This is a genomic window from Corynebacterium sp. KPL4015, from assembly GCF_040225725.1.
Lineage (GTDB): Bacteria > Actinomycetota > Actinomycetes > Mycobacteriales > Mycobacteriaceae > Corynebacterium > Corynebacterium rhinophilum.
In genome coordinates this window covers 1-23,422 of sequence record NZ_JBEHGF010000014.1, presented here as the reverse complement: position 1 = coordinate 23,422, position 23,422 = coordinate 1, and the positions used below count along the sequence as shown (strand labels likewise).

Below are 23,422 nucleotides of genomic sequence, written 5' to 3'. Positions count from 1 at the left end.
AGGAGAGACATGACACGCACCATCGTTCACCTCGTGCGCCATGGCGAGGTACACAACCCAGGAAAGATCCTGTACGGGCGCATTCCGGGCTATCACCTATCCTCGCGCGGGCATTCCATGGCCGCGCGGACGGCGGAAAGCTTCCGCGATCATGATGTGACCTATTTGGCGGCCTCGCCGCTGCAGCGCGCGCAGGAAACGGCGCGGCCGATTGCGCAGGTGACGGGGTTAAATGTGGACGTCGATAAGACGCTCATTGAGTCCGGCAACCAATTCGAGGGCTTGCGCACCAAGGGCCTGCGATCGGCGCTGTGGAACCCGCGGCACTGGCCCAAGCTGACTAACCCGCTGGAGCCGTCGTGGGGTGAGGCGTATGAGGGCATCGCCGAGCGCATGCTCGGTGCGGTCGACCGCGCGCATACCGCGGCAGAAGGCCACGAGGCCGTGCTGGTGAGCCACCAGCTGCCCATCGTGATGGTGCAGCGCACGGTGCTGGGCCAGCGCCTGCCGCATGCGCCGTGGAATCGCGAGTGCGCGCTGGCCTCGGTAACCTCGCTGCTCTTTGAGGATAACCAGGTCACCGATATCTTCTACTCCGCGCCGGCGCAGGAGATTTAATGGCACGCACACGCACCCGTGCGGCAACGCGCGTTGTGGCAGCCGCGCTTTCTGCAACCGCCTTGACCCTTTCTGCCTGCACACAGGACGCCGAAAACGCCCAAAACGCGGTGGCCACCGGCGGCGAGTTCGAGTTCATCTCCCCGGGCGGGGAGCGGGAAATCCACTACGAGGAAGCCGATAGGAAACCGCTGCGCAGCTTCAGCGGCGCCGATGTCCGCGATACGGATAAGACCATTTCCTTGGATGACTACGAGGGCGAAGTCGTGGTCTTGAATTCCTGGGGTCAGTGGTGCGCGCCGTGCCGCGCTGAGGCCGATGATCTGCAGGCGGTGCACGCCGAGCTGCAAAAACGCGACTTGGGCACGGTCTTAGGCATCAACGTGCGCGACTATAACCCGCAGGTATCCAATGACTTCTTGGACGATAACGGCCTGGACTACCCCTCCATCTATGACCCGCCGTTTAAGACGGCCGCCGCGCTCGGCGGCGTACCTACGTCCGTGGTGCCGACCACGATCGTCTTGGATAAACAACACCGCCCGGCTACCGTTTTCTTGCGGTCCATCACCACCGATGACGTGATGGATGTTGTGGATGAATTAGAAAAGGAATAAATGGAATACGCAGCAAATATCGGCGGCCAGTTTGCCGAAGCTGCCACCTCCGGCCCGTTGATCCTCGGCATCCTCGCCGCGGCTCTGGCGGGTCTCGTCAGCTTTGCCAGCCCCTGCGTCATCCCGCTGGTGCCCGGCTATATCTCTTACCTCGCTAGCGTGGTTGGCGGTGAGGTGAGCTATGACGAGAAGCTGGGGGTGGGCGTCGGCAAGCGCAGGCAATGGGCCGTCGTGCTGGCGGCAGCGCTGTTCATCTTGGGCTTTACCGTGGTCTTTGTACTGGCGACGGTCTCGGTCTTTGGCGCGATTTCCGCGCTCACGCTCAACGCCGATACGCTGATGCGCGTGGGCGGTGGCGTCACCATCTTGATGGGCGTGGTCTTCCTGGGGGCTATTCCAGCGCTGCAGAAAGACACCCGCCTGGCGCCAAAGCGCTGGACTACGTGGCTGGGCGCGCCGCTTTTGGGCGGTGTTTTCGCGCTGGGGTGGACGCCGTGCCTGGGCCCCACGCTGGCAGCGATTGTGTCCATTTCCGCCGGCACCGAAGGCATGACCGCCGCCCGCGGCGCCCTGCTCATCGTGGGGTATTGCCTGGGCCTTGGACTGCCGTTCCTGCTGGTGGCGCTGGGGTCCGCGCGGGCGATGCGCACCATTTCGTGGGCCCGCAAGCATTCGCGCACCATTCAGATCATTGGCGGCGTGGCGATGATCCTCGTGGGCCTTGCTCTGGTTACCGGCCTGTGGGGCGAGTTTATTTCCTATATCCAGAAATGGACCGTGGACTACGGCGCAACCCTCATTTAGGAGAAACGTGAAATATATCCGCAAAGCCTGGCGCTGGCTTACCAGCATGCGCACCGCGCTGGCCCTGCTTTTCCTGCTGGCGCTCGCCGCCATCCCCGGCTCCCTCTTGCCGCAGCGCGACCTGAACGAGCAGAACGTGCAGGAGTTCATCGAATCCAATGGCACCGTAGCGGAAATCTACGATAAGCTGCAGCTTTTTGATGTCTTTTCCTCCATCTGGTTCCAAGCCATCTTCCTGCTTTTGGCGGTCTCGCTCATTGGCTGCATCATTCCGCGCTCCATCGATCACTACAAGGCGTGGCGCACGCAGCCCACGCGCGCGCCGAAGTACCTGCACCGCCTGCCGCTGAGCGCCGAGGGGCATTCGGAAAAGAGCGAGGAAGAACTCAGCGCGGAGATCCACAAGCGCCTGAAAAAATGGCGCGTGGCCGAATACAGCCCGGATAAGGATCGCGCCGGGGTGCACGCCTTTTCCGCCGAGCGCGGCTACGGCCGCGAGCTGGCCAACCTCATTTTCCACGTCGCGCTGGTAGCGATCCTGGTCACCGTGGCCGCCGGCCGCCTGGTCAACTACGAGGGCCAGGTCATCGTGGTGACGGAGTCCGGCTCGCAGGGCGGCAATACCTCGCTGGAGCAGTCCACGGAGTTTTGTAATACCTCCACCTCGAACTTTGACTCCTTCCGGGCAGGGCCGCTTTTCGATGGCACTGGGCTCCACCCCTTCTGCATGACCGCGCACGACTTCACCGCGAAGTACCTGCCCAATGGCCAGGCGGAGATGTTTACCTCCAACGTCTCCTACGCGGAGGGTGACGATATTTATAAGGACTCTTCCGAATGGAAGGACTATGAGCTCAAGGTCAACCACCCGCTGCGCTTGGCGCAAAACCGCGTCTACCTGCAGGGCCACGGCTATGCACCGACGGTGACGGTGGAGTGGCCGGATGGTGAAAAGCGCACGCAGACCATCCAATTCCAGCCCACTGACACGACCTTCTTCCTATCTTCGGGCGTGCTGCGCTTTGACCCGCCGGCAGGCATGTACCCGGACCTTTTCGAGCGCCGCCAGAACCAGCTGGCCATCCAGGGGCTTTTCGCCCCGACGGCCGAGTGGAGCGGTGAGAACGGCAAGCTTTTGCAGTCCTCCCACCCGGGCCTGAATGATCCGGCGTTGGCGGTCGATATCTACCGCGGTGATGCCGGCCTCGATACCGGTACGCCGCAGTCGCTCTTCTCGCTGGATTCAAACCTCGTGCACTCGGGGCAGCTGCAGAAGATCGACCGCGTGAACCTGAGCCAAGGCGATGACGTCACGCTTGATGATGGCACCAAGATCACCTTTGACGGTGCCAATGAATTTGCCAATTACCAGGTCTCCTATGACCCATTCCAGAATTGGGTGCTGGCATCCGCGCTGGTCATGTTGGTATCCCTCGTGGCCTCGCTGATGATTAAGCGCCGCCGCGTCTATATTCGCCTGCAGCCGGAGTCTGCCGGCGGCACCACCCTCGAGATGGGTGGTCTCGCCCGCACCGACCGCGCCGGCTGGTCTGAGGAATTCCACGAGCTGCACCGCGCGCTCTTGGAGCTTCCGGATCCAGATGAGGTGGAAGAAGACAAACTCTATACTGATGATTGATCCAACTATAGTTGGATCCCGCTGTGTGCATGAGTAAGGTAATCAGCATTATCCCGCACGTGTGAAGGCTAGGTGGACTCCCTTGCAGATTGATCAGAATCTGTCGAACTTCTCGGATCTCGCGGTGCAGACCGCATTCGTGGTGTACTGCGTCGCGCTATTGATGTCGCTGTTGTACTACGGCCGCATACGCAGCCTCATCGAGGCGCGCCGCGTGGGCCGCTCGGAGGCGTCCAAGGTATTGGTCGGCGCAGGGGCCGAGGCTGGCACCGCTACCGGCTCTGACGCTGCAACCGGCACGGGCGCAACGGATGCCAGCACCGATTACGAAGCTGAGGCAGCCTCCGCGGCAGCAACTATGAGCGAGGAAAAAGTCGCGGAAAAGGAACGCAAGCTGGATAAGCTCGGCGGCATGACCAGCTCGCTGATGTGGGTTGGCATTGCCCTGCATGCCGCTGCCATCGTGCTACGCGGTCTGGCGACGGGCCGTTTCCCATTTGGCAACCTCTACGAGTACGTGTTGATGGTGAGCTTTGGCGTGCTGCTGGTGGGCAATATCGCCATGCAGCGCAAGGAATGGCGCACGGTCTGGCCGTGGATCCTTACCCCGGTACTGGCGCTGATGTTTTACGGCTCCACCAAGCTCTATGCGGAGTCTGCACCGGTGGTGCCGGCCCTGCAATCGCACTGGCTGCCCATCCACGTCACGGTGGTGTCCTTGGGCGCGTCCATCGGCATCATTTCCGGCATCATCTCGCTATTGACCCTGTTGCGCCAGTGGCAGCCAAAGAACGCGGAGCGCGGCATCTTTGGTGCTCTGGCTTATCCGCTGCCATCTGCGGCCAAGATTGACCGTTTGGCGTACCGCTTGGCCGTTATCACCCTGCCCACCTTGGGCCTCGGCATCATCTTGGGCGCCATCTGGGCCGAATCCGCGTGGGGTCGCTTCTGGGGCTGGGACCCGAAGGAAACCATGTCCTTTGCCACCTGGATTCTCTATGCGGCCTACCTGCACGCGCGCGCGACCCCGGCCTTCCGCAAGGCGGCGCCGTGGATCAACGTTTTGGCCATGGCGGCGATGGTATTCAACCTCTTCTTCATCAATATGGTGGTCTCCGGCCTGCACTCCTATGCGGGGCTGAACTAAATGGCCACCAACCATAGCCCGCGCAATAAACAGGGAAAGCCGGCCGGCGATAACGAGCTCATCTTGGGCTTGGGCGCGCAGATTGCGCAGCGGAGGCGTGAGTTGGGCATCGTCCAGCAGCAGCTTGCCGATGCCGCCCAGGTCTCCCGCTCCACCCTCCACACCATCGAGCACGGTGGGGCAGGCGTGCGGTGGGAGAAGGTTACCGCCGTGGCAGAAGCGCTGGGACTTGAGATGCGGTTCGTGCCAAAGGATTAATCCTGGTTGTCGTTCGGGCCCTTTGAACCATTGTTGCCGTCGGCGTCGCGAGTGCGGCGCTGGCGGCGTTTTTCTTCCTCGGCCTCCTGCTTGCGGCGCTGCTTGAAGCGCTCCTTTTCCAGGTTCCACAGGAATTCCTCGTCATCATCGGGGCCCTTGATGGAACGCGGTTGTTCTTCAACCTGGCGGGACTTCCAGGACGATGGCCCAAAGGCCTTCCACACCAGGTAAGCGGCGAGGACAAAAAGCAGTAGGAGGATTAGTCGACCCATGCGGATTATTCTACCTGTACGGCGTACAATCGACCCCCATGACGCACAACCCTGAGCCACCGAAACCAGACCCCGAACTGCGCCGTCGTTCGCGCAAGGCGCTATGGAAATACGGGCTCGCGCGCGTGGTGCTTTTTCTCGCGCTCACCGCGGTCATCGAGCTGCTGGCGGTAGGGATTGGTTTCCCCATTCCCGTACTCGTGGCAGCGCTCCTAGCGCTCTTTGTGGCCCTGCCGCTATCGATGCTGATATTTAAAAACTGGCGCATCGAGGCCACGCAGACGCTGGCGGAGTACTCCGCGCAACGCAAGGCGCACAAGCGCTGGGTACAGGCCGAATTGGAAGGCCGCGCGGAGGCCTAGGCGCGCAAAGCCTAGCCCTGGACTAGATGAGGGCGACGGCGATGGCCTCGATCACTGCCCAGATGAGCATGGCGCGCCCGGTCAGCCCCAGCACGGGGATGAGCTGATGTCCGGTGGCGCCGCGATTGACCGTGCGCACCGCGCGGAGTGCAAACGGGAAGTAGACCAGGCCAGCCAGCGCGAGCCAGCTGCCGAAGGCAACCGCGATGGTAAGTACGAAGGGCAAGAGCAGTAGGCCCGTAAAAAGCAGGCGGGCGTTCTTATTGCCCAGCCGTACCGCGAGGGTGATCTTGCCGGCCTCGGCATCGGAGGGAATATCGCGGATATTATTGACCAGGTTCACCCCGGAGCTCATGGCGCCGATGCCGATGGCCAGGGCTAGGCCCGTCCAGGAAATGCGGCCGGCTTGGGTAAATTCGGTGCCGAGCACGGCGACGAGTCCGAAGAAGACAAAGACGGCGACCTCGCCCAAACCGCGGTAGCCGTAGGGGTTCTTACCGCCGGTATAAAACCACGCACCGGCGATGCACAGCGCGCCGATGAGGATGAGCCACCAGGCACCAGCGGCCAGGGATAGGATGATTCCGGCCAGGCCGGCGACGGCGAAGCAGCCAAAGGCGGCGTATTTCACGTGGCGCGGCTGCGCAAGCCCGCTGCCGGTCAGCCGCTGCGGGCCGGTGCGGTCATCATCGGTACCGCGGATGCCATCGGAATAGTCGTTGGCATAGTTCACGCCGATAATAAGCGCCCACGCCACGATGAACGCGAACACCGCGCGGCCGATATGCCCGCCGCTAATACCGAAGGCCGCGCCCGTACCTGCGATAACGGGTGCGAAGGCGTTGGCCCACGTATGTGGGCGAGCACCATTGATCCAATCCTTGGCGGTCGCGGAATAATTACCGGCTGATGAAGTCATAGCCACCATTGTGCCACTGCGTAGTGGGCGTAAAGCAATCAGGAAGCTGGGGCCTGCGGTGGGGGCTAGGCGTTAAAGACTGCGGCGACGGCCTGGCGGTCTACCTTGCCGGGGCCGGTGGTGGGAAATTCCGCAAGGTGCTTTAAATCTTTAGGCAGCTGCCAACGGGGAAGTTCGGCGTCTTCGAGGGCCTCGAAGATATCGCCAAGCTCGGCATTACCGGTATAGGCGGCCACGATGGCTTGGCCCAGCCGCGGGTGCGGGATACCGACGACGCACGCCTCGGCAACACCGGGCACCCGGAGGATTTCGCGTTCCAAGACCTCTGGGTGCAGCTTCAACCCGCCGGAGTCGATGACATTATCGAGGCGCCCGGTGACGGTGAGGATGCCATCTTCGATGACGCCGGCATCGGAAGTGGCGAACCACCCGTTTCCGGGAAACGCCTCGTGGCTTGGGGCATTGCGGTAGCCCTGCGCGATGGTGGGCCCGCCGAGTAAGATGCGGCCGTCCTGGACGCGGGCCGTCGTACCGGGCAGTGGGCGGCCATCGTAGACGCAGCCGCCGGCGGTCTCGGAGGAACCGTAGGTGGTGGTGATAGTGATGCCCTGATCCGCGGCCGCGGCGTGCAGGCGCGGGTGGATGGCGGCACCGCCCACCAAGATGGCATCGAAACTCTGGAGCGCATCGATGCCCTCCGGCACATCCATGGCTTTGGCCAGCTGCAGCGGGGTGAGCGCGGTGTAGGTGCGGTCGCCGGTGCGGGAGAGCTCCGCGGCGGCGCGGGCGAAGGCTGAGATATCAAAGCCTTCGCTGAGATCGAGGCAGAGCGGATCCACCCCGGCCACCAGGGAACGGACGAGGACCTGGATGCCGGCGATGTGGTGGGCGGGCATCGCCAAGAGCCATTGCCCAGGGCCACCGAGGACCTGGTGGGTGGCATCGGCGCTGGCCACCAGGTTGGCTGGCGTTAATTGCGCGCCCTTTGGGGTGCCGGTGGACCCTGAAGTGGAGACCACGAGCGCGATGTCCTCTGCGATGGGCTCGCCGGCGCGCTGGGAATTGCGCAGGAGGGTGGCGCGGGTGGCATCGGCAAGCGGCAGCGGCAAAAAGCAGGACCTGCCGACAATGGCGGATTCGAGGTCCGGCAGGATGGCCGCGGGGTCATGCGGATCGACGGGCAAGGGGGCGAGGATAGTCACGGCACTAGATCTTAAGGCCACGGCGGGACAAACCCCGGTTGCGGCCGGGGTGAGTCGATACAGGGATCAGCGGTAGGTGTCCTCCTGATCAAAGGGACGTTCGTTATTGGCCTCGGCCTCCTTAATGCGGCGCAGCATCCACACGCGGGAGCCGAGCACGCCCGCGACGGCGAGGACCGCGAGCAGGATACAAAATGCGATGAGCACGGTGCGGGGCACTCCTTAATAGTAGTACGGGAACTCGTCCCAGTTGGGCTCGCGCTTGTCCAGGAAGGACTGCTTGCCCTCGACGGCCTCATCGGTCATATAGGCCAAGCGGGTGGCCTCTCCGGCGAAGACCTGCTGGCCCATCAGGCCATCATCGGTGAGGTTGAACGCGAATTTCAGCATGCGCTGGGCGGTGGGGGACTTCATATTGATTTCCTGGCCCATGCGGATGGCGGCATCCTCGAGCTCGCCGTGGTCCGCGACCTCATTGACCGCGCCCATCTCATACATGCGCTGGGCATCGTAAGTGCGGCCCAAAAAGAAGATCTCGCGGGCGAATTTCTGGCCCACCATCTTGGCTAGGTAGGCCGAGCCATAGCCCGCATCGAAGGATCCAACGTCCGCGTCCGTCTGCTTAAAGCGCGCCTCCTGGCGGGAGGCCACGGTCATATCGCAGACCACGTGCAGCGAGTGCCCGCCGCCGGCGGCCCACCCATTGACCACGGCGATAACCACCTTGGGCATGGTGCGGATAAGGCGCTGGACCTCCAGGATGTGTAGGCGGCCGCCTTCGACCTTGGCGCGGGCCTCATCGACGCTGGATTCATCCGCCGTGGCATCGTCGTGGACGTGCTCGGTGGCATAGCGATACCCTGAGCGCCCACGAATGCGCTGGTCACCGCCGGAACAAAACGCCCAGCCGCCATCTTTTTGCGAGGGCCCATTGCCGGTAAGCAAGATCGTGCCCACATCCGGGGTGCGGCGGGCGTGATCCAAAGTGCGATACAGCTCATCCACGGTGTGCGGCCGGAAAGCATTGCGCACCTCCGGCCTGTCGATGGCGATGCGCACAATCCCATTCTTCCGACCGTCCGCCGCCAGACGGTGGTAGGTGACGTCCGTGAGATCCCCAAAGCCCTCAACTGGGCGCCACAATTCCTCGCGGAATGGATTTTCGGTGCTGTATTTCTTCTGCTCGCTCATAGCGCCCAGCATAGTGGGCGCGAAAAAGTTTAGTCCCCATTCCCAACCCTCACCTCTACGCACTGCCCAGCATGCTGGTAATAATCGATACTCAATAACTGCGAGGGTTTCCCGCAATGTACCCGTGTACCCTATGCCGGCGCGGTCATCAATACGGTGGGAAGACTCGAACTTCCTCAACCCTTTAACGCCAAAGGGTGCCTAGATGTCCTCGAATTTCCCCTCGAAGGCGGGGGCATACTCGCTGCAAGTGCGCAAAGGCTACCGCCACGCGCGCGGCGTGGCATGACTAAAGCTTCGCTATGGAGTTATCAGTTCCGTATTCCAGTTCAACTGCTGGATGCGGGTATCAAGCTCCCGGTACTGCTTGGACAGGTCATCGACCCGCTTGCGCAGCTCTGCTACCGGAAGCGTGGCCACGAACTTAATCTCCGCGCGGGAGTAGCGGTCCTGGCGCGCGCCCGCGGCCTGGGCGAGGTCGTGGTAGATGCGGCGGGTGCGCACGAGGCCATCGCGAAGCGCAAGTGCCTGCATCAAGTTCCTCTCGCCATCAAAATCGGTGGCCACGTTCGTGGCATTGATGGCCTGCACGAGCTTATCGATGCGCCCGGTAATGCTCTCCAACTCGCGCAAAAGCTCGGCCGGATCCTCGTCCGGGGTATCGCCCTCCTGCACGCGCACGACGGAGAGCAGGCGCTCGCGCAGCTCAGTGAGCCGTTCCTGCGCCTGCGCGCGCTCTGCTAATGCCTCTGCCAGTAACATGGTTCCTCCTTCAGGGTAGGTAGGAACCAAAGTAGCCGGGGCAGGGAACTGGGGTCAATGGTTTCTAAGGATGAAAGATGTTTTTATCCACTGCTTAATAGATTTCTTTGGCTGGGGTTCAGTTCTCATTACCCCTGATAGACTTCAGTGCGGCCCAAAATGGGCCGTTTAACTGGGGTTTATTGGTGATCCTGTCTTAAAAAATTACCAGCTGAGATGGTTTATCTTCCACTTCAGCGGTCTCCGCCTTAGAAAACCTGATGGCTTTTGCCCACTGGTTATCAGTGATTGAAATGATCCTGATGTCACCACCTTCCGGAAGATGGGCTTTGATCTGTTTAACGGTAGAAGCGATTCGAGAAGATAAAGGGAAGTATTGGACGTAAACGCTCAATTGAGATCTGCAAAAACCGAGATCCAAGAGTTGATTTCGGAATTTGTTCGCCTCACTAGTCTGCTTCTTAGTTTTAACAGGTAGATCGAACATCACCACACACCACATTGGTTCGCTATCCTTCGCTGGCATCGAGGACCCCTTCCCATCGGGGCACACTTAAATCGCGAACGGCTCCCTCGACGTAGAGACCGTAGTGTTGGCCAAATTCATTAAAAACCGTGCTGAGGGATTTGCCACCAGCTTCAAACACACAAGTAAGGGCGTTGGAAATAGTTGTCTTTTGGGTAGACTCTAATTCCTCGCCATAATTAATTTTCGTGAATACGATCTGATCCACCATGGGCCTGAATGGCTCCATGAGATCGTCGACGAGTGCCCAGTTATTTCCGCGACCGTGGTGAAATACTCCGAGCGTTCCAGACAACCCGGCGCCGACGATGGCACGAATTCCGTATCCACGCAAGAGCGTGTAGCCATAATCTAGCGCGGAATTCCATCCAGGATCGCCAGCACCAGGTAAACGGGAAAATGCTTGGTCATGAGAAAGATAAGACCAATACTTTCGTGCAGCTTGGGCCTCCCGGTTCTCGGGATCCCCGGACTTTACTGTTCGCGAAAGCTTGACTAAGTCGTTTGCTCCCGTTTTGCCTAAAGCCTCCAACACAGATGCCTGACCGTGGATTTTGGCGGCGACTATTCGTGTCCAGGCTTGCTTTTTCTTAGGTAAAGAAAGTTGAGCCTGAGCTTGTTGTCGTGCTCCCAACCTTGAGTGCGGATTCCATGGATAGGCACCGGAGACTGGAACGCCTCGCCAATCGCAGACGATCAATGCAATGTCATAGTCTCCGAACTTTTGAAGTACAGCTCCGCTAATTGAACTCTTGGTGCCAACCAGAACCACTGCAATTTGGGATAGTGGTATTGCGACCTCGGCGGAATCGTCTTTGCCGATGACGAGTTGACCTCGAGAATAGCGAAGTGAACCGTGGAGACTCAGACAGTCTATTACCCGCCATCCAGCATTCATTTTCTTACTCTTCCTTCCAAGAAATTGGCAAGTGTGCATTGCTAGTCAGTCTGGCTCTACCCAACGCATCACGCCTGACAACTGTCGTATTGCCCGCATTAAAGACTTTGTTGATAGATACACGCCATCCCTTGGTATCAATAATTTTCCTAGATCCTAGTGCACAATCGTCGGGCAATCCTTCGGCGCTCATATGCAGTGGACGAAGAGTTAGCAATGAAGGTGAATCAAACCCGTCCAATCTCCAACGACGGACTAGGCTGAATTCGCTTTGCATTTCCTCGATAAGGCCAGTGCGGAAGGTGGATGTATCAATTATTAGCTCGTCATCAGTGACCAACCAACCAAGATACTCCGCTGTGTTTTCTGCTAGTGCCTTTCGCAGCTTTGGTTCTGCTTGGCGGACAGACATGGTTTGTGGTTTGAGCTCCACAGAAAACAGATCTTCGTGGCGGTGCTGCACGAGATCGGTGTTGTAGACACGAAGCATGCAGTAGATAGGTGCCTTTTTCCCGGGGATTTTATAAACGCGCGCATGGTGGAACCGGCTGAGTTTGGCGTACCCGCCTCGTACTTTGATAGCTCCCGCACCTACTGGGAATACTTCGATTTCATCTTCTGCGTCGTACCATGTCCCATGGACGCGAATCCGGCGGTTGGGATTCTCAGGTAGTCCGTCCTTTTCATCGAAGTCCGGTTCGCGGGTAAGGGCGCACCATAGGGCTTCGCTAGAAGCTCGGTCGATATCAGTAACGGATATGGCGTCACCAACCCGAATGGTCTTTAACTCGCTAATGGTGTCTTCGTGCGCGCGGCCGTTTCCTAGGCGCAAGCGCAAATTAGAGGTAACGACGATACGGTCTTCATCCAGAGCAATCTGCAATAGAACAGCCAGCTTCTGCATTTTGGGAATCCAAGCATTCCACACCGCACGGTGCTTATCATCGGAGCCAGTGAACTCTTTCCATTGCGAAGTGCCTTGTAGCAGCTGAGCTTCACGCTTTTTATTGGAGCGAATCGCCAGTGTCTCTGCTACATAGTTGTGAATGAATGCGACAACTGCCGCATCAACTGCGTGGTGGCGGCGGTCAAGACGGGATTTTCCGGTTCCATCAATAAACCGCAGCTTGTCCGTGATACCGGCGGCTCTGCGAGCTTCAGCAGTAAGAGCGCCGCGATAGACATTGACCGTCGCATTTTCCTCTTGGAAGCGTTGCGCCACTCGGCCGCGTAGTTCATTTGCCATCCACGCTACTGATTCCATGGAACGGGCATCTAGGGGCTCATCGACAACCGTGCGATTGAGTCTTTCGCATACGCTTTTGCGAAACTTCTGGAAGTCCTTTTTGGACATTCCGGAGTCCTCTGACCAGTGCCGTGTTCTATCTAACGCTTCTTTGACACTTACGCCTGGGATAGTCGACTTTTCGGCCCACACCGCAAAGGGGATGTTCTTCTTCGCAAGGTTGCAGCGGTGGCAAGTTGCAACCAAGTTATCTCTCGTATTGGTGGAACCCTCGCCTGCGCGTGGGACGATATGGTCCATCTCGCAGGTCGTATAGGTAATGGGAGAACCGCAATAAGCGCATTGACAATTTTGCCTTTGTACGGACTGGTAACGCCACAAATCAGAAGAGCGTACCTTTCCTTCGATACCGAGGTTTTCTTGCATTTTCTGAAAGAGCTCTCGGCTTCGTTTATGACGATTGTTATTTGCGCGGTCAATTTCGATTGCTTTGGATTTGCTGACGAACCCATCGCGAACGTGTTCAATTACTACTGATTTGGGAGCTCCCCATTCGTCTGCGGCAGCTTCTAACCATCGTGCTACCCCCTTGAGGACACGATCTACGGCAGGGTTGCCAACGGGTTCGCCAATCCGAGGAGCAGGAGGAGTCCAATCCTTGGGGATACCAAATTCAGCCAGACGTGCTTCATAAAGGTCTAGGTTTTCGTCGAGCATACGGTTGGTCAGGCGCATTAATGTGTCTTCGCTGTATGCGGCCCGTCCCATGGGAAGGTGAAGAGAATCTAGTTTTTCTTGTTCGGTCTCATCCAAATTTGTAAAGAAGGCTTGTACCTGTGCTCCTGCAGGGGAGTCGAAGTCCTCCACCTCTGAGTTTGACAGCGATTTAAGCATAGCCGCGCGTTCGTCATCTGAGGCGTTTTCCCACCAGTGGGCAAGGGATTTAACCTTGGAATCCAGGATAGTTCTATTGGTGTCATGTACTGGAGGCGTAGCGCCGGCGCGTTCGCCATCATCCGTCATTGTGGCGGTGCCGCGTAGTTGGCCTCGCTCAATATTTAAGATCTCGGCGATCTTTAGCCAGGACGGCTCCTCTTTCTTTGGGAGGTTGACTAGGTAATTAAAGACGATGAGCTTTTCGTCCCGGTCGAGAGGAACTGTGACGCCGTTACGGTAAATTCGGAGATTTCCAGTCAGAGCCGCAATTCGGTATTGCTGAAAAGCATCTGAAGCTTTGAGGGCGCGGAATAGCTTTGGTTGCAGTGGATCTTTGCCTACGCGTCCTTTCTGTGCGCCTTTGGGAGATTCCGCAGCGAAAACAAGATCCAAAATCTGCTTTCGTAGCGTGTCATCAATCTTTTGGACGCGACAGATCTCATTGATTTCACGGGCGTGGTCGATTTGGTGCAGCCTGGCAGAAATTACTGCTTGGTTAACCTGTTCTTGTGGTTTCTTCTTATCTTTTTGCTTACCACCACCGCGCAATCTATCTTTGCCAAATTGAGCAAAAGAAATTAGCTGACCGACGGTAGCGGTCTCAGGAATCTGACGCCCAGTGGAAGCTTCCAGTTCTTTGCGTATTTGTTCAAATGCATCGCTTGGCTTGTCGGGCGAGTAAAGGCTCGACACCTTCCAATATGGATTGCGCCAGCCACGGTGATTGGCAATGTGACGAAAAGCGATAGAAAGGTATTGTCCTCGCTGAGTATCGTCAGAGATATAACCATTGACAAGGGCTACGCGTGCATGCCAAGGAAGATAAGGATCGGAATAGCGCTCGAAGGGGAGTGTCTCCCACCCTTGTGCAGTGAGAAAATTTTCTAGCTTTACCATGCGGCGCCGTCGACGGCGATAAAGGCGGCGCGTTCGACGAGCTACACCAGAAGAAGCGAGTCGAGTTACTGCCCTTTTCTGTTGATCTGGATCTAGCCCAGAGTCGTGAATGAGCGAAACGGAGCTCAGGATGCTAACCGGCTGGTCATTGTCATCGACTTCGATGGCAGTGCACCCCAATGAGTAGGTGCCGACATCGATACCGACGCGGTATAGGAGAGACATAAGGATAAGCCTTTCAGATACAAGAAAAGCCGAACCCGAAGGTTCGGCTGGAGCATTCTTCAACGCCGGAAACGGGCCGACGCTTACTGAGGTTCAATTCTCGAGGTACATTCTATCCGATTATTTATTGGACTTGTTGATGCGATGAAAAATTTCCCTCTTTTGGGGTTAGTATAAATTGAATACAATGGACGGTGTGTGCTGGAGTGTTCTTACTTAGGTATTGATAAGTACGGCTGATAGTATGAACCTATGAACATCGATGACGTGCTCGACCGCGCCCACGTAGTCTCCCTCCCGCTGGCCGTGAAGTTTCGCGGCATCACCACGCGGGAGGCGTTGCTGATTGAAGGGCCTGCCGGTTGGGGTGAATTTGCGCCGTTCCTGGAATACGGGCCTGCGGAGTCGGCCGCGTGGCTGCGCGCCGGGTTGGAGGCGGCCTACGAGGGCTTTCCGGAGCCTGTCCGAGAGTGGGTAGAGGTCAACGCCACCATTCCCGCCGTTCCCGCTAGCGAGGTTCCGGCGATTGTGGATCGCTATCCCGGCTGCCGGACGTTCAAGATCAAGGTGGCGGAGAAAGGCCAGACGCTTGCCGATGACATCGCGCGCGTCCACGCCGTCCGCGATCACGTCAGCGCCCGCGGCGTTATTCCTGTGCTGCGCGTGGACGCCAATGGCGGCTGGAGCGTGGCCGAGGCAGTAGAAGCCGCCCAAGCGCTCATGCCGCTGGACTATATGGAACAACCCTGCGCGAGCGCGGAAGAATTGGTGGAGGTGCGCAGGCAGCTCATGCGCAATGGGCTTTTTGTGCGCGTGGCCGCGGATGAATCCATTCGCAAGGTTGAGGATCCGTACCGCGTGGCGGATCTGCAGGCGGCAGATGTAGCGGTGGTGAAACCCGCGCCGCTGGGCGGGGTGCGCCGCGTCCTCGACGTGGCACAGCACCTGCGCGAACGGCATATGGATATTACGGTGGCCTCGGCGCTGGATACCTCCATCGGCATCAATATGGGCCTAGCGGCGGTGGCGGCGTTGCCACAAATCTATGACGACGAGGACATCGACGTCACCCCGGCCGCAGCGGGCCTGGCCACGGGAAGCCTCTTCGAAGAAGACGTCACCGCGCCCCGCCAGCTACACGACGGCCACCTGCGCGCCGAAATCCTCGCCCCAGAACCGGACCGCCTGTCCGACCTAGCCGCGTCGGCCAACCGCCGCGACTGGTGGTTCGAGCGCCTGCGGGAATCGTGGCAATTCCTGTAGTTGCTCCTAAAGCATAAAAGCGCCTGGCAATTGCCAGGCGCTTTTATCTATCTAAACCTTAGACCAACTCGTGAGTGAGGTTGGCTGGGCGGGTGTAGGTATTAACAACCGGGGACCACTTGATGGCGTCGTCCACGATCTTCTGCAGGGTTTCCTTGTCGGCGTCGCCGTCGATGTCGACCTTAACGTTGACGTCGGAAACTCCTGGGCGCTTGTCCTCGCCCAAGTCACCAACGCCCCAGGTTGGGGAGAGGTCGATGTCGCCGACGATGTCGAGCTCCAGCTTGGTCAGGGTAACGCCACGGTGCTGGGCGATGGCCTGGATGCCAACGTTGATGCAGGCACCAAGACCAGCCTGAGCGACCTCGGTGGGGTTGGGTGCGGAGTCATCGCCAAGCAGCGGCAAAGGCTCGCCCACCTTAATGGTGTGGCCGCGCACGGTGGTGTTATTGCGGAAGAGACCGTCTGCCTCAGTGTGGGAGCGGACGTGCTTCTTAGCGCCCTCAGGGTTGTCGATGTTCTTCTGCGCTAGGTCGTTGAGCTTCTCGCCGTCAATGGGCTCGAGAGCGTCGCCTTCTTTGTGGTTCGGGGTGAGATCAGACATTAAATTGCTCCTTGTATCAGACGATTATTTACTGATGGCGCCATGGTAGCTCGAAGGTAAATATAAATCTAGAACGAGAGGTCTATTTTGTAGAGAAAGGCAGGTCTGTGATGAATAAAAATAAGGACACCGCATTTCCTGGCTTGTGAATTTAGAAATTGACACCATAGTGTACCTAGCCTAGGTTCATTCTGAACAAACCACTTGGTCTAGTTGAGAAAGAACATATGGTGCACAACCGAAACCTGTCGCGACGGCAGATACTGCGCAGTGCAGTGGCAATGGGTGGGGTAGCAGTAGGCTCGCAGATGCTATCTGCATGCTCCTCGCCGCGGCAGGAAAGCAACGCCCAGTCCGGAAAATCTGGGCAGGGCGGGGAAACCCTCACCATCGGATTCGTGCCCATCGCGTGCGCGTCACCGTTGGTTGCAGCCGATGGCTTGGGTGCCTTCGCAAAGCAGGGGCTCAACGTTGAGCTGCGCAAATTCGCGGGGTGGGCGGATCTCTGGACCGCCTATGCCACCGGCGCCTTAGACGTGGCGCACATGCTCTCGCCCATGCCGCTGGCCATCGATGCCGGGGCTACCAATGCCTCCCGGCCCACCGAATTGGCCTTTACGCAAAACACCAACGGGCAGGCACTGACCTTGTCCACCTCCCACCTGGATACCGTGTCGCGGCCTGAGGATCTAAAGGGCATGGTGCTAGGCATCCCCTTTGAGTATTCGGTGCATGCGCTCTTGCTGCGCGATTACCTCGTGGCCGGCGGGGTGGATCCGGTCTCTGATGTGGAACTGCGCCTCTTGCGCCCGGCCGATATGGTGGCACAACTTTCGGTAGGCACCATCGACGGGTTTATTGGCCCAGAGCCCTTCAACCAGCGCGCCCTGACTACCGGCTCGGGCCGCGCCTTTGTTCCCACCCGCCAGATGTGGGAAAACCACCCGTGCTGCTCGGTTGCCGTGGCCAAGGAAGTGGACCGAGACGTGCGCGACCGCGTGGTCGCGGCGCTGCACGAAGGTGCGCAGTACGTCGATAGCCCGCACCACGTCCATGAATCGGCCTCCATGCTGGCCAAGGAGAAGTACCTGAACCAGAAAGAAGAGCTAATCTCGCGGGCGCTGGCCGGAAATTACACCACCTGGGACGGCAAGGACCTGGTGGATCCACAGATGATTAAGTTCGGCGGCAGCACCTCTGCCACCGCAATTACGTGGATGGCCGCCCAAATGGCCCGCTGGGACCTGGGCGGAAAGGCAATGCCGCTGGATGACCAAGCGCTGCTAGATGTCACGAAATCCGTTTTGCCGCGCGAGGCCGATCTCACTACGGACCCAGTGGAGATCAACGGCCATACCTTCGATCCCCTGCACCCCACTGCCGGATACCAGCGTTAAGGACTCCCACGCTTATGACGACACTGAAAAATCAGAGCGCTCGCACCAGCACAGCGCACTCCACTGACACCCACTCAGCAGCGCCCCATTCGGGCCGCACCGCCAGCCGGAAGAAGCGGCGGGAGAGCCCGTGGAAGGCAATGGGCCTGGGTGTTGCGCTTTTCATTGCCTTCATCGCCATCTGGCAGGCGGTCGCGGCCGCGGGCTGGCTTTCCGATATCGCCCCCACTCCTGCGCGCACCTGGGATAGGGCCGTAGAGATCCTTTCTGATCCCTTCTACCGGGATGGGTCGGCCTCGGTGGGCATCTTTTGGCACATGGTGGCCTCTCTGCGCCGCGTGCTCATCGGCTTTGCCATCGCCATGGTGATCGCTATTCCGCTGGGCTTTTGGCTGGGGTCCTCGGCTACCTTCCGCCGCGCGACGGATCCCTTTGTCCAGATCCTGCGCCCCGTGTCCCCGCTGGCGTGGCTGCCACTAGGCCTGGCGCTGCTTCGCGATGCCGAAAATACCGCCGTCTTCGTCATCATCCTCTCTGCCTTGTGGCCGACGCTGCTCAATACCATCGAGGCGGTCCGTGGGATTCACCCCACGTATAAGAACCTAGCGGCCACGCTCGGCACGAACCGGATGCAACAGCTCCTCTACATCGTCGGGCCGGCTGCGCTGCCAGGGATTATCACCGGCATGCGGCAATCGCTATCGACCGCCTGGTTAGTCATCGTGGCCGCGGAAATGCTCGTCGGCGGCCAAGGCGTCGGTTTCTTTGTCTGGAATATGTGGAACCGCCTCGATATTGACGCCATCGTCGTGGTCATCGTGCTGATCGGTGTCATCGGATTAGCTCTGGATTACCTCGTTGCTTCCCTGCAGAAAGTGGTGCGCTATGACTAATGCCCATATCGAATTTGCTGGTATTACCAAAAGCTACGGCCCAACCAAGATCATTGGGGATACCTCAGTATCCATTGGGGAGGGCGAATTCGTATCCCTGCTGGGGCCATCGGGCTCCGGCAAGTCCACCATGCTGAATATGATCGCGGGCCTGGCATTTCCCTCTACCGGCGAGGTGCGCGCGCGAGGCGAGGCCGTGACCGGCCCAGGCCCAGACCGCGGTGTGGTATTTCAAAACCACGCGCTGCTGCCGTGGATGACGGCGCGTGGGAATATCGAATTCGGGCTGCGTTCGGCTCGCCCGGAACTATCAAAGGCGGAGCGCACCCAGATTGCACAGGAGTTCCTCGATGAGGTCAGCCTGGGCCATGCGGCAGATAGGCGCCCATCGCGGTTATCCGGTGGCATGCAACAGCGCGTCGGTTTGGCGCGCGCCTTTGCCATCGGCTCGGATATCTTATTGCTCGATGAGCCCTTCGGCGCATTGGATGCGCTTACCCGCCGCCAGCTGCAGTCGCTGTTGCTTAACGTGTGGGAAGAAAACCGCCGTACGGTGGTCATGGTCACCCACGACGTGGATGAGGCGGTTTTGCTCTCGGACCGCATCTTGGTGATGTCGCCGGGGCCAGAGGCCACCATCATCGAGGACATCGAAGTGGGCTTGCCCCGCCCGCGCAGCGGCAGCGAAGACTCCGCGGTGGTGGAGCGGAAAAATGAGCTGCGCGAGCGGCTGCTGGGGCTGCTAGAAAACGGCTAGAGCGAGAGGATGTTCCTATATAGGTTGTCAACTTCGTGGGTGGGCTTGTTGGGCGTGTGTTGACTTTAGGTTGCTGCGGCGTTGAGTCTTTTGCCTTCTTTGCGTTTTCGTTCATAGAATTGCCGGGAACGCTCGTGGAATCTGATCGATGCAAAAGACGATTGCCATAGGGCGTTCTTTAATTTTTTGTTGCCAGCCCGATTGGGCGAATTCGACATAAGGGCCTGACCCCCGAAATGTGGACACGTCGGGGGTAGCTGTGCTGCTTTAGTTAGTGTAGCTGAAGTCTCGGCTTCAAAGACATCAGGAGCTACAAGATTGCACCAGGAGTGGCGCCTTCGGGTGTTGTAGTCCATGCACCACCGGAAGATTTCCTGGCGGCAGCTGATTGGACTTTCAAAGAGTTTCCTATCACGCAGTACTTCCCGCTTTAAGGTGGCGTTAAATGATTCTGCCAGGGCATTATCGGCACTCGTTCCAACCGCGCCCATGGACTGGCGTACACCTAACGATGAGCAGTAGTTTCTAAATGCTTGTGTGAAGTGTCCCAGGTTTTGTTCCGTTTGAGTAGATGGGAAAATCTGGAACGTGCCGAGAAAATTTGACCAGGATGCCAAGGATCGTGTGGTCCGTCTCGTGGAAGACCGCATCTTGGCGGAAAACATGTCGATGTGGGCCGGGCTGGTTTTTAAGACCGGGCGGTTTGAGTGCCTTCCTGGGTGTGGTGCCATTGGTTGGCGTACTCAGTCGGCGGGATAAACCCTAGGCTCGAATGAGGATGATAGGTATTATAGCGCTTCGACCACAGTCGCAGGCAACGCGACGCATGGGCGGGGTCGTCGAACATCTCGTCCTCTCACAGCTCGTCGCGTAGCCGGTTGTGGAAGGACTCCACAAACCCGTTATGCCATGGCATTCCCGGTGGGATGAACGCCTCGACAGTGTCTTGCTTAGCAGCCCAACTAGCCAGCTCACGGCTGATGAACTCCGGGCCGTTATCCATACGTAACACCCGAGGCCTGCCACGCACAGCAGCTCACGTTCTCCAGCAGGTCAATCACCGCAGTAGCAGTAATTGACCGAGCGACCTCGAAACCAACATGCTCACGGGTAAACTCGTCGATCACGTTGCAGATCTTAAAAGGCTTTGCCCTGGTAGTCGCTATCGAACTGGAAGTCCAGTGCCCACACGTGCCCCGGACATGTCGCTGGCTGCGTACGCGGCGTTGGCACAGGCAAGCACCGTTGCTTACCAGCTTTGCGAGGCAAGACCCGCAAACCCTCCTGGCGCCACAGGTAATACACCACATCACGGCCACAGGTAAAACCAGCTGGCCTGGGCTTTCACCCAAGCGCGGCGATAGCCCCAGCGTCGGTGCTCACCAGCGAAAGTGACGAGCCACCTGCGTAGAGCAGCGTACTTATCCACGCTGGGCTGCTGGTGGTGTGTGCGGGCGTTGTAGTATGCCGCTCTAGAGACCCCGACCACGCGACAGGCAAAGCGCACCGAATAGCCCACGGATACAACGTCATCGATGGCTTCATAATTTGCGTGCCGGGGAAAGAATTTTTGCCTCCGCATGCTCCTTTTAGTAGCGGTTTTTCCAGCTCGGCTTCTCCGAGTAGGCGGGTAAGCTTGGCGTTTTCTTCCTGCAGTTCTTTAAAGCGGCAGGCTTCGCTGCGGGACATCTCGCCGTACTGCTTGACCCAGCGACGGTAGGTTGCCTCGCTAACACCGAGGTCGCGGCAGACTTCGGCTACGGTACTACCCGAGGCCTTCATGGATCGGGCTTTATCAAGCTTGGCCACGATCTGCTCAGGAGTGTGTTTTGAAAACTTCTTCATGATTATCAGTCTTCCCGCCCAACAAGGGGCTGTCACGGAAGACACGATCAAACCACATGGTCTATTTAATCCAGCCCAGACCAACCCCAGCCGAGGTGGAAACCGAATTTTGGAAGAAGACCCCGCAACAGGGAATAATAGAAATCAAGGCAAATGCCTAGGAACAAAACTCGGGGCACTTCATCTTCGAGATGGCCTAACAACGCCCACACGCAGCGGCCATCAGGGAATGAGAAACTGAGTCTTCGCTGCTCTCCGCCCAACTTTGCAACAGCACCTATTAAGTTAACTTTACGGATTTTGAGGGTAAGGTTTTATGATCCAGTCCAATAAACCAGGTGTAGGGGCGGTTATCGTAGCCCTAGCTGTCCTATGGCAAGGAATCGGCACTGCGATAGTCGGAGCCCAAGTAGACCCAGAGCTATCTACTTTTACTACGTTTTCAGCGTTTCTTATCGCGGCGATTATCTCCACAGTGGTCTATTTAGCGTTTTATCGTAGAAAATACCGAGCTACGGAAACACCGCATCCCCCCATGAAAATGATAACTGCAGCAAGCCTCAATCTGTTTACTGCGGGCGCTTTCTGCTTATTCTATGTTTCCACTACTTTGATGCAGTCCACTGCAGCAAGTGTCATCGAAACAGGAGTCGGCCCTTTTATTGTCGCAGTAATAATGACTTGGTCGGCCAGAAGGCTCAGCAGTTCATTGGTGTCAACAACTGCAGTAGTGGTTCTGGCTCTATGTTTTTTCTTCCTAGGAACGGGAAGCAGTTCACCCCAGTCTTATCTGGGTTTCGCTCTAGCTGTAGGCGCAGGAATTTCTGCGGTAGGAGTGCTTTACTCCTCGCGCTGGGCTACTGAACAAGGGAACAGCGTTCTCACGATTGCAGCAGTGAGGTTTCACTTAGCTTGGATTATTAGCGGTCTCGTGGCTTTCTTTTCCGTGGAAGCGGAGATGCTTCGAGGCTCTACCCTGTCAATCGTCCTGCTATCGGTGATGTGCATTACTTTTCCTATCCTGCTCTTGCAGTGGGGAATTACCTTAGCGCCGCCTTTCATCTCGGCACTGATCATCGCGGCCCTTCCGGCCGTGGTGATGGCTACCGAGGTGGCATTGGGCTCTCAAGTCGAACCAATTCAGTTAACTTTGTTGATGCTCATTGTGGCAATAACCATAAGCCAAGCAATGTGGGGAACACGGAAAAATGAAAATATTAGTAGTTGATGATTCTTCAAGTGGCGCCGATCTGGTGGCAACCCTGCGCCAAAAAGGGACGTAGAGGTTGCTACTGCTAACCCGCCGTATGCCATCTCAGCTAACGAAGACGGGAGCATTTCCGATCCATGGGCCCTGGCCCTACTCCGGGAATGTAGCCAAGAAAAATTTGACCTTGTTGTGCCGGGAAGCGAATCAGGAGTATCCATAGCTGAGTGGGTTTCAGCTGAGTTAGGACTACCGCATAACGGTAGAGAGAAGATCTGGCACCGTCGCCATAAGCAAGGAATGATTGAAGTTGCTCACCAATATGGACTGCGTGCCCCAAGGTCTGTTACCCTATCCTCCGCTTCTGCACAAGACAGCCTTTATCTAGACCCGTCCCTGGTCAAGGATTGTGTTGTCAAGCCTGTGGGAAGCGGGGGCAGTGACCATGTCTATTTCTGCAAAACAGAACCCGAGACTCTTCAGGCGATTACTACCATTCAAAATTCTACGACTTTGCTAGGAGAAAAATCACCCTCCGTGGTTCTTCAGGAGTACGTAGACGGACCTCAATATTTTGTGAACACGGTGACAGCCGAAGGGCGTCATATTGTGACCGAAGTTTTCCGATACGGACTTACGGAGGAATCTGGAGCTCCCCACATATATTCAGCTATCACAGTAGGACCGGAGGACAACCACTATTCCGGTGCCGTGGAATATACCTTATCGCTCCTTGACGCTCTGGAAGTAAACTTCGGAGCCTCCCACGTGGAACTGAGGTGGTCTAAGGGGCAGTGGGTACTTATTGAATACAACGGTCGCTGTAGAGCGTGTCAAGTTGTTTGTGTGTGGGGTCGGACTATAGGTATTTGTCGAAGCGGTCGGGAAAGGCCACGGCCATTTGGTTGATGGCTTGTTTCCAGCCGGATACTCGTGC

Annotated in this window: 24 protein-coding genes and 4 pseudogenes; 14 read left to right on the top strand and 14 right to left on the bottom strand. The window is 58.0% G+C overall.

Translation table 11 applies throughout. The features are described from left to right. Nucleotides 1–9: 9 nt before the first annotated feature. From ABRP64_RS06710 to ABRP64_RS06685, 6 genes are all read left to right on the top strand, one after another. The gene (locus ABRP64_RS06710; RefSeq protein ID WP_284771016.1) at nucleotides 10–618 is read left to right on the top strand and encodes a histidine phosphatase family protein; all 609 of its coding nucleotides are present in this window, start codon (nucleotides 10–12) and stop codon (nucleotides 616–618) included. Next, nucleotides 618–1,235: a TlpA disulfide reductase family protein gene (locus ABRP64_RS06705; RefSeq protein ID WP_284783272.1), complete on the top strand. Its 618-nt coding sequence runs from the start codon at nucleotides 618–620 to the stop codon at nucleotides 1,233–1,235. Before ABRP64_RS06710 ends, ABRP64_RS06705 begins: the two co-directional genes overlap by 1 nt. Next, nucleotides 1,236–2,039: a cytochrome c biogenesis CcdA family protein gene (locus tag ABRP64_RS06700; RefSeq protein WP_284771018.1), complete on the top strand. Its 804-nt coding sequence runs from the start codon at nucleotides 1,236–1,238 to the stop codon at nucleotides 2,037–2,039. Nucleotides 2,040–2,046: 7 nt separating this feature from the next. Next, on the top strand, nucleotides 2,047–3,678 hold the full coding sequence (locus ABRP64_RS06695; protein ID WP_284771019.1) for a cytochrome c biogenesis protein ResB: 1,632 nt from the start codon (nucleotides 2,047–2,049) through the stop codon (nucleotides 3,676–3,678). Between the two features lie 82 nt (nucleotides 3,679–3,760). Continuing rightward, on the top strand, nucleotides 3,761–4,825 hold the full coding sequence (gene ccsB / locus ABRP64_RS06690; RefSeq protein ID WP_284771020.1) for a c-type cytochrome biogenesis protein CcsB: 1,065 nt from the start codon (nucleotides 3,761–3,763) through the stop codon (nucleotides 4,823–4,825). Next, nucleotides 4,826–5,083, top strand: coding sequence for a helix-turn-helix domain-containing protein (locus ABRP64_RS06685; RefSeq protein WP_023016668.1), 258 nt, complete (start codon nucleotides 4,826–4,828; stop codon nucleotides 5,081–5,083). Here the strand turns inward: ABRP64_RS06685 and ABRP64_RS06680 are convergent. Continuing rightward, nucleotides 5,080–5,355 carry a hypothetical protein gene (locus ABRP64_RS06680; protein ID WP_284771021.1) on the bottom strand — a complete coding sequence of 92 codons (276 nt, stop codon included), beginning with the start codon at nucleotides 5,353–5,355 and terminating at the stop codon, nucleotides 5,080–5,082. The genes ABRP64_RS06685 and ABRP64_RS06680 overlap by 4 nt on opposite strands. A gap of 38 nt (nucleotides 5,356–5,393) precedes the next feature. On the opposite strand from ABRP64_RS06680, the gene ABRP64_RS06675 reads away from it, so the two are divergent. Then, a complete protein-coding gene (locus tag ABRP64_RS06675) occupies nucleotides 5,394–5,717 on the top strand; it encodes a DUF4229 domain-containing protein (RefSeq protein WP_284771022.1) in 324 nt (107 codons plus the stop codon). A gap of 22 nt (nucleotides 5,718–5,739) precedes the next feature. On the opposite strand, the gene ABRP64_RS06670 is transcribed toward ABRP64_RS06675, so the two are convergent. From ABRP64_RS06670 to cas9, 8 genes are all read right to left on the bottom strand, one after another. Further along, on the bottom strand, nucleotides 5,740–6,645 hold the full coding sequence (locus tag ABRP64_RS06670) for a 1,4-dihydroxy-2-naphthoate polyprenyltransferase (protein ID WP_284771023.1): 906 nt from the start codon (nucleotides 6,643–6,645) through the stop codon (nucleotides 5,740–5,742). Nucleotides 6,646–6,701: 56 nt separating this feature from the next. After that, complete coding sequence (gene menE / locus ABRP64_RS06665) at nucleotides 6,702–7,838, bottom strand: o-succinylbenzoate--CoA ligase (RefSeq protein ID WP_284785382.1); 1,137 nt, start codon at nucleotides 7,836–7,838, stop codon at nucleotides 6,702–6,704. Between the two features lie 66 nt (nucleotides 7,839–7,904). Further along, nucleotides 7,905–8,045 carry a hypothetical protein gene (locus ABRP64_RS06660; protein ID WP_023028231.1) on the bottom strand — a complete coding sequence of 47 codons (141 nt, stop codon included), beginning with the start codon at nucleotides 8,043–8,045 and terminating at the stop codon, nucleotides 7,905–7,907. A gap of 15 nt (nucleotides 8,046–8,060) precedes the next feature. Beyond that, the gene (locus ABRP64_RS06655) at nucleotides 8,061–9,029 is read right to left on the bottom strand and encodes a 1,4-dihydroxy-2-naphthoyl-CoA synthase (RefSeq protein WP_284783278.1); all 969 of its coding nucleotides are present in this window, start codon (nucleotides 9,027–9,029) and stop codon (nucleotides 8,061–8,063) included. A gap of 300 nt (nucleotides 9,030–9,329) precedes the next feature. Continuing rightward, nucleotides 9,330–9,791: a DIP1984 family protein gene (locus ABRP64_RS06650; RefSeq protein ID WP_284783280.1), complete on the bottom strand. Its 462-nt coding sequence runs from the start codon at nucleotides 9,789–9,791 to the stop codon at nucleotides 9,330–9,332. A gap of 196 nt (nucleotides 9,792–9,987) precedes the next feature. Beyond that, on the bottom strand, nucleotides 9,988–10,317 hold the full coding sequence (cas2, locus tag ABRP64_RS06645; protein ID WP_005281056.1) for a CRISPR-associated endonuclease Cas2: 330 nt from the start codon (nucleotides 10,315–10,317) through the stop codon (nucleotides 9,988–9,990). Beyond that, entirely contained in the window at nucleotides 10,301–11,215 is a 915-nt protein-coding gene (gene cas1, locus ABRP64_RS06640; RefSeq protein WP_284771025.1) for a type II CRISPR-associated endonuclease Cas1, read from the bottom strand. Before cas1 ends, cas2 begins: the two co-directional genes overlap by 17 nt. Before the next feature lie 4 nt (nucleotides 11,216–11,219). Next, entirely contained in the window at nucleotides 11,220–14,519 is a 3,300-nt protein-coding gene (cas9, locus tag ABRP64_RS06635; RefSeq protein ID WP_284783281.1) for a type II CRISPR RNA-guided endonuclease Cas9, read from the bottom strand. A gap of 252 nt (nucleotides 14,520–14,771) precedes the next feature. Here cas9 and ABRP64_RS06630 point away from each other — a divergent pair, with 252 nt between their 5' ends. After that, on the top strand, nucleotides 14,772–15,782 hold the full coding sequence (locus tag ABRP64_RS06630; RefSeq protein ID WP_284771026.1) for an o-succinylbenzoate synthase: 1,011 nt from the start codon (nucleotides 14,772–14,774) through the stop codon (nucleotides 15,780–15,782). Between the two features lie 58 nt (nucleotides 15,783–15,840). On the opposite strand, the gene ABRP64_RS06625 is transcribed toward ABRP64_RS06630, so the two are convergent. After that, complete coding sequence (locus ABRP64_RS06625) at nucleotides 15,841–16,386, bottom strand: OsmC family protein (protein WP_284771027.1); 546 nt, start codon at nucleotides 16,384–16,386, stop codon at nucleotides 15,841–15,843. A 227-nt stretch (nucleotides 16,387–16,613) separates the two neighbouring features. Between ABRP64_RS06625 and ABRP64_RS06620 the strand changes: the two genes are divergently transcribed. From ABRP64_RS06620 to ABRP64_RS06610, 3 genes are read left to right on the top strand one after another with little or no spacing between them, the layout of a single operon-like run. Beyond that, nucleotides 16,614–17,783, top strand: coding sequence for an ABC transporter substrate-binding protein (locus ABRP64_RS06620; protein ID WP_284771028.1), 1,170 nt, complete (start codon nucleotides 16,614–16,616; stop codon nucleotides 17,781–17,783). Between the two features lie 14 nt (nucleotides 17,784–17,797). Then, nucleotides 17,798–18,676: an ABC transporter permease gene (locus ABRP64_RS06615; protein ID WP_284771029.1), complete on the top strand. Its 879-nt coding sequence runs from the start codon at nucleotides 17,798–17,800 to the stop codon at nucleotides 18,674–18,676. Continuing rightward, the gene (locus ABRP64_RS06610; protein ID WP_284771030.1) at nucleotides 18,669–19,433 is read left to right on the top strand and encodes an ABC transporter ATP-binding protein; all 765 of its coding nucleotides are present in this window, start codon (nucleotides 18,669–18,671) and stop codon (nucleotides 19,431–19,433) included. The genes ABRP64_RS06615 and ABRP64_RS06610 overlap by 8 nt, the downstream gene beginning before the upstream one ends. 74 nt (nucleotides 19,434–19,507) lie before the next feature. Here the strand turns inward: ABRP64_RS06610 and ABRP64_RS06605 are convergent. After that, nucleotides 19,508–19,657, bottom strand: a pseudogene (locus ABRP64_RS06605) (IS110 family transposase); the annotation flags it as partial. 99 nt (nucleotides 19,658–19,756) lie between these two features. Beyond that, nucleotides 19,757–19,984: pseudogene (locus ABRP64_RS06600) on the bottom strand (integrase core domain-containing protein); the annotation flags it as partial. 37 nt (nucleotides 19,985–20,021) lie between these two features. Between ABRP64_RS06600 and ABRP64_RS06595 the strand changes: the two are divergent. Continuing rightward, nucleotides 20,022–20,192 carry a hypothetical protein gene (locus ABRP64_RS06595; RefSeq protein ID WP_200449860.1) on the top strand — a complete coding sequence of 57 codons (171 nt, stop codon included), beginning with the start codon at nucleotides 20,022–20,024 and terminating at the stop codon, nucleotides 20,190–20,192. Here ABRP64_RS06595 and ABRP64_RS06590 read toward each other — a convergent pair. Beyond that, nucleotides 20,122–20,436: pseudogene (locus tag ABRP64_RS06590) on the bottom strand (integrase core domain-containing protein). The gene ABRP64_RS06595 and the pseudogene ABRP64_RS06590 sit on opposite strands and share 71 nt — an antisense overlap. 341 nt (nucleotides 20,437–20,777) lie before the next feature. Further along, nucleotides 20,778–21,278: a transposase gene (locus ABRP64_RS06585; protein WP_237791549.1), complete on the bottom strand. Its 501-nt coding sequence runs from the start codon at nucleotides 21,276–21,278 to the stop codon at nucleotides 20,778–20,780. Between the two features lie 316 nt (nucleotides 21,279–21,594). Here ABRP64_RS06585 and ABRP64_RS06580 point away from each other — a divergent pair, with 316 nt between their 5' ends. Together ABRP64_RS06580 and ABRP64_RS06575 are read left to right on the top strand one after the other, a co-directional pair. Further along, entirely contained in the window at nucleotides 21,595–22,506 is a 912-nt protein-coding gene (locus ABRP64_RS06580) for a DMT family transporter (protein ID WP_234457548.1), read from the top strand. 279 nt (nucleotides 22,507–22,785) lie between these two features. Further along, nucleotides 22,786–23,304, top strand: a pseudogene (locus tag ABRP64_RS06575) (ATP-grasp domain-containing protein); the annotation flags it as partial. Nucleotides 23,305–23,422: the final 118 nt, after the last annotated feature.

Excerpts from the sequence above, each read along its gene's own strand:
- ABRP64_RS06710 (WP_284771016.1), top strand. The coding sequence starts at position 10 with ATGACACGCACCATCGTTCACCTCGTGCGCCATGGCGAGGTACACAAC.
- ABRP64_RS06705 (WP_284783272.1), top strand. The coding sequence starts at position 618 with ATGGCACGCACACGCACCCGTGCGGCAACGCGCGTTGTGGCAGCCGCG.
- ABRP64_RS06700 (WP_284771018.1), top strand. The coding sequence starts at position 1,236 with ATGGAATACGCAGCAAATATCGGCGGCCAGTTTGCCGAAGCTGCCACC.
- ABRP64_RS06685 (WP_023016668.1), top strand. The coding sequence starts at position 4,826 with ATGGCCACCAACCATAGCCCGCGCAATAAACAGGGAAAGCCGGCCGGC.
- ABRP64_RS06680 (WP_284771021.1), bottom strand. The coding sequence starts at position 5,355 with ATGGGTCGACTAATCCTCCTACTGCTTTTTGTCCTCGCCGCTTACCTG.
- ABRP64_RS06675 (WP_284771022.1), top strand. The coding sequence starts at position 5,394 with ATGACGCACAACCCTGAGCCACCGAAACCAGACCCCGAACTGCGCCGT.
- ABRP64_RS06670 (WP_284771023.1), bottom strand. The coding sequence starts at position 6,645 with ATGGTGGCTATGACTTCATCAGCCGGTAATTATTCCGCGACCGCCAAG.
- ABRP64_RS06655 (WP_284783278.1), bottom strand. The coding sequence starts at position 9,029 with ATGAGCGAGCAGAAGAAATACAGCACCGAAAATCCATTCCGCGAGGAA.
- ABRP64_RS06650 (WP_284783280.1), bottom strand. The coding sequence starts at position 9,791 with ATGTTACTGGCAGAGGCATTAGCAGAGCGCGCGCAGGCGCAGGAACGG.
- cas2 (WP_005281056.1), bottom strand. The coding sequence starts at position 10,317 with ATGCCAGCGAAGGATAGCGAACCAATGTGGTGTGTGGTGATGTTCGAT.
- cas1 (WP_284771025.1), bottom strand. The coding sequence starts at position 11,215 with ATGAATGCTGGATGGCGGGTAATAGACTGTCTGAGTCTCCACGGTTCA.
- cas9 (WP_284783281.1), bottom strand. The coding sequence starts at position 14,519 with ATGTCTCTCCTATACCGCGTCGGTATCGATGTCGGCACCTACTCATTG.
- ABRP64_RS06630 (WP_284771026.1), top strand. The coding sequence starts at position 14,772 with ATGAACATCGATGACGTGCTCGACCGCGCCCACGTAGTCTCCCTCCCG.
- ABRP64_RS06625 (WP_284771027.1), bottom strand. The coding sequence starts at position 16,386 with ATGTCTGATCTCACCCCGAACCACAAAGAAGGCGACGCTCTCGAGCCC.
- ABRP64_RS06620 (WP_284771028.1), top strand. The coding sequence starts at position 16,614 with ATGGTGCACAACCGAAACCTGTCGCGACGGCAGATACTGCGCAGTGCA.
- ABRP64_RS06615 (WP_284771029.1), top strand. The coding sequence starts at position 17,798 with ATGACGACACTGAAAAATCAGAGCGCTCGCACCAGCACAGCGCACTCC.
- ABRP64_RS06610 (WP_284771030.1), top strand. The coding sequence starts at position 18,669 with ATGACTAATGCCCATATCGAATTTGCTGGTATTACCAAAAGCTACGGC.
- ABRP64_RS06585 (WP_237791549.1), bottom strand. The coding sequence starts at position 21,278 with ATGAAGAAGTTTTCAAAACACACTCCTGAGCAGATCGTGGCCAAGCTT.
- ABRP64_RS06580 (WP_234457548.1), top strand. The coding sequence starts at position 21,595 with ATGATCCAGTCCAATAAACCAGGTGTAGGGGCGGTTATCGTAGCCCTA.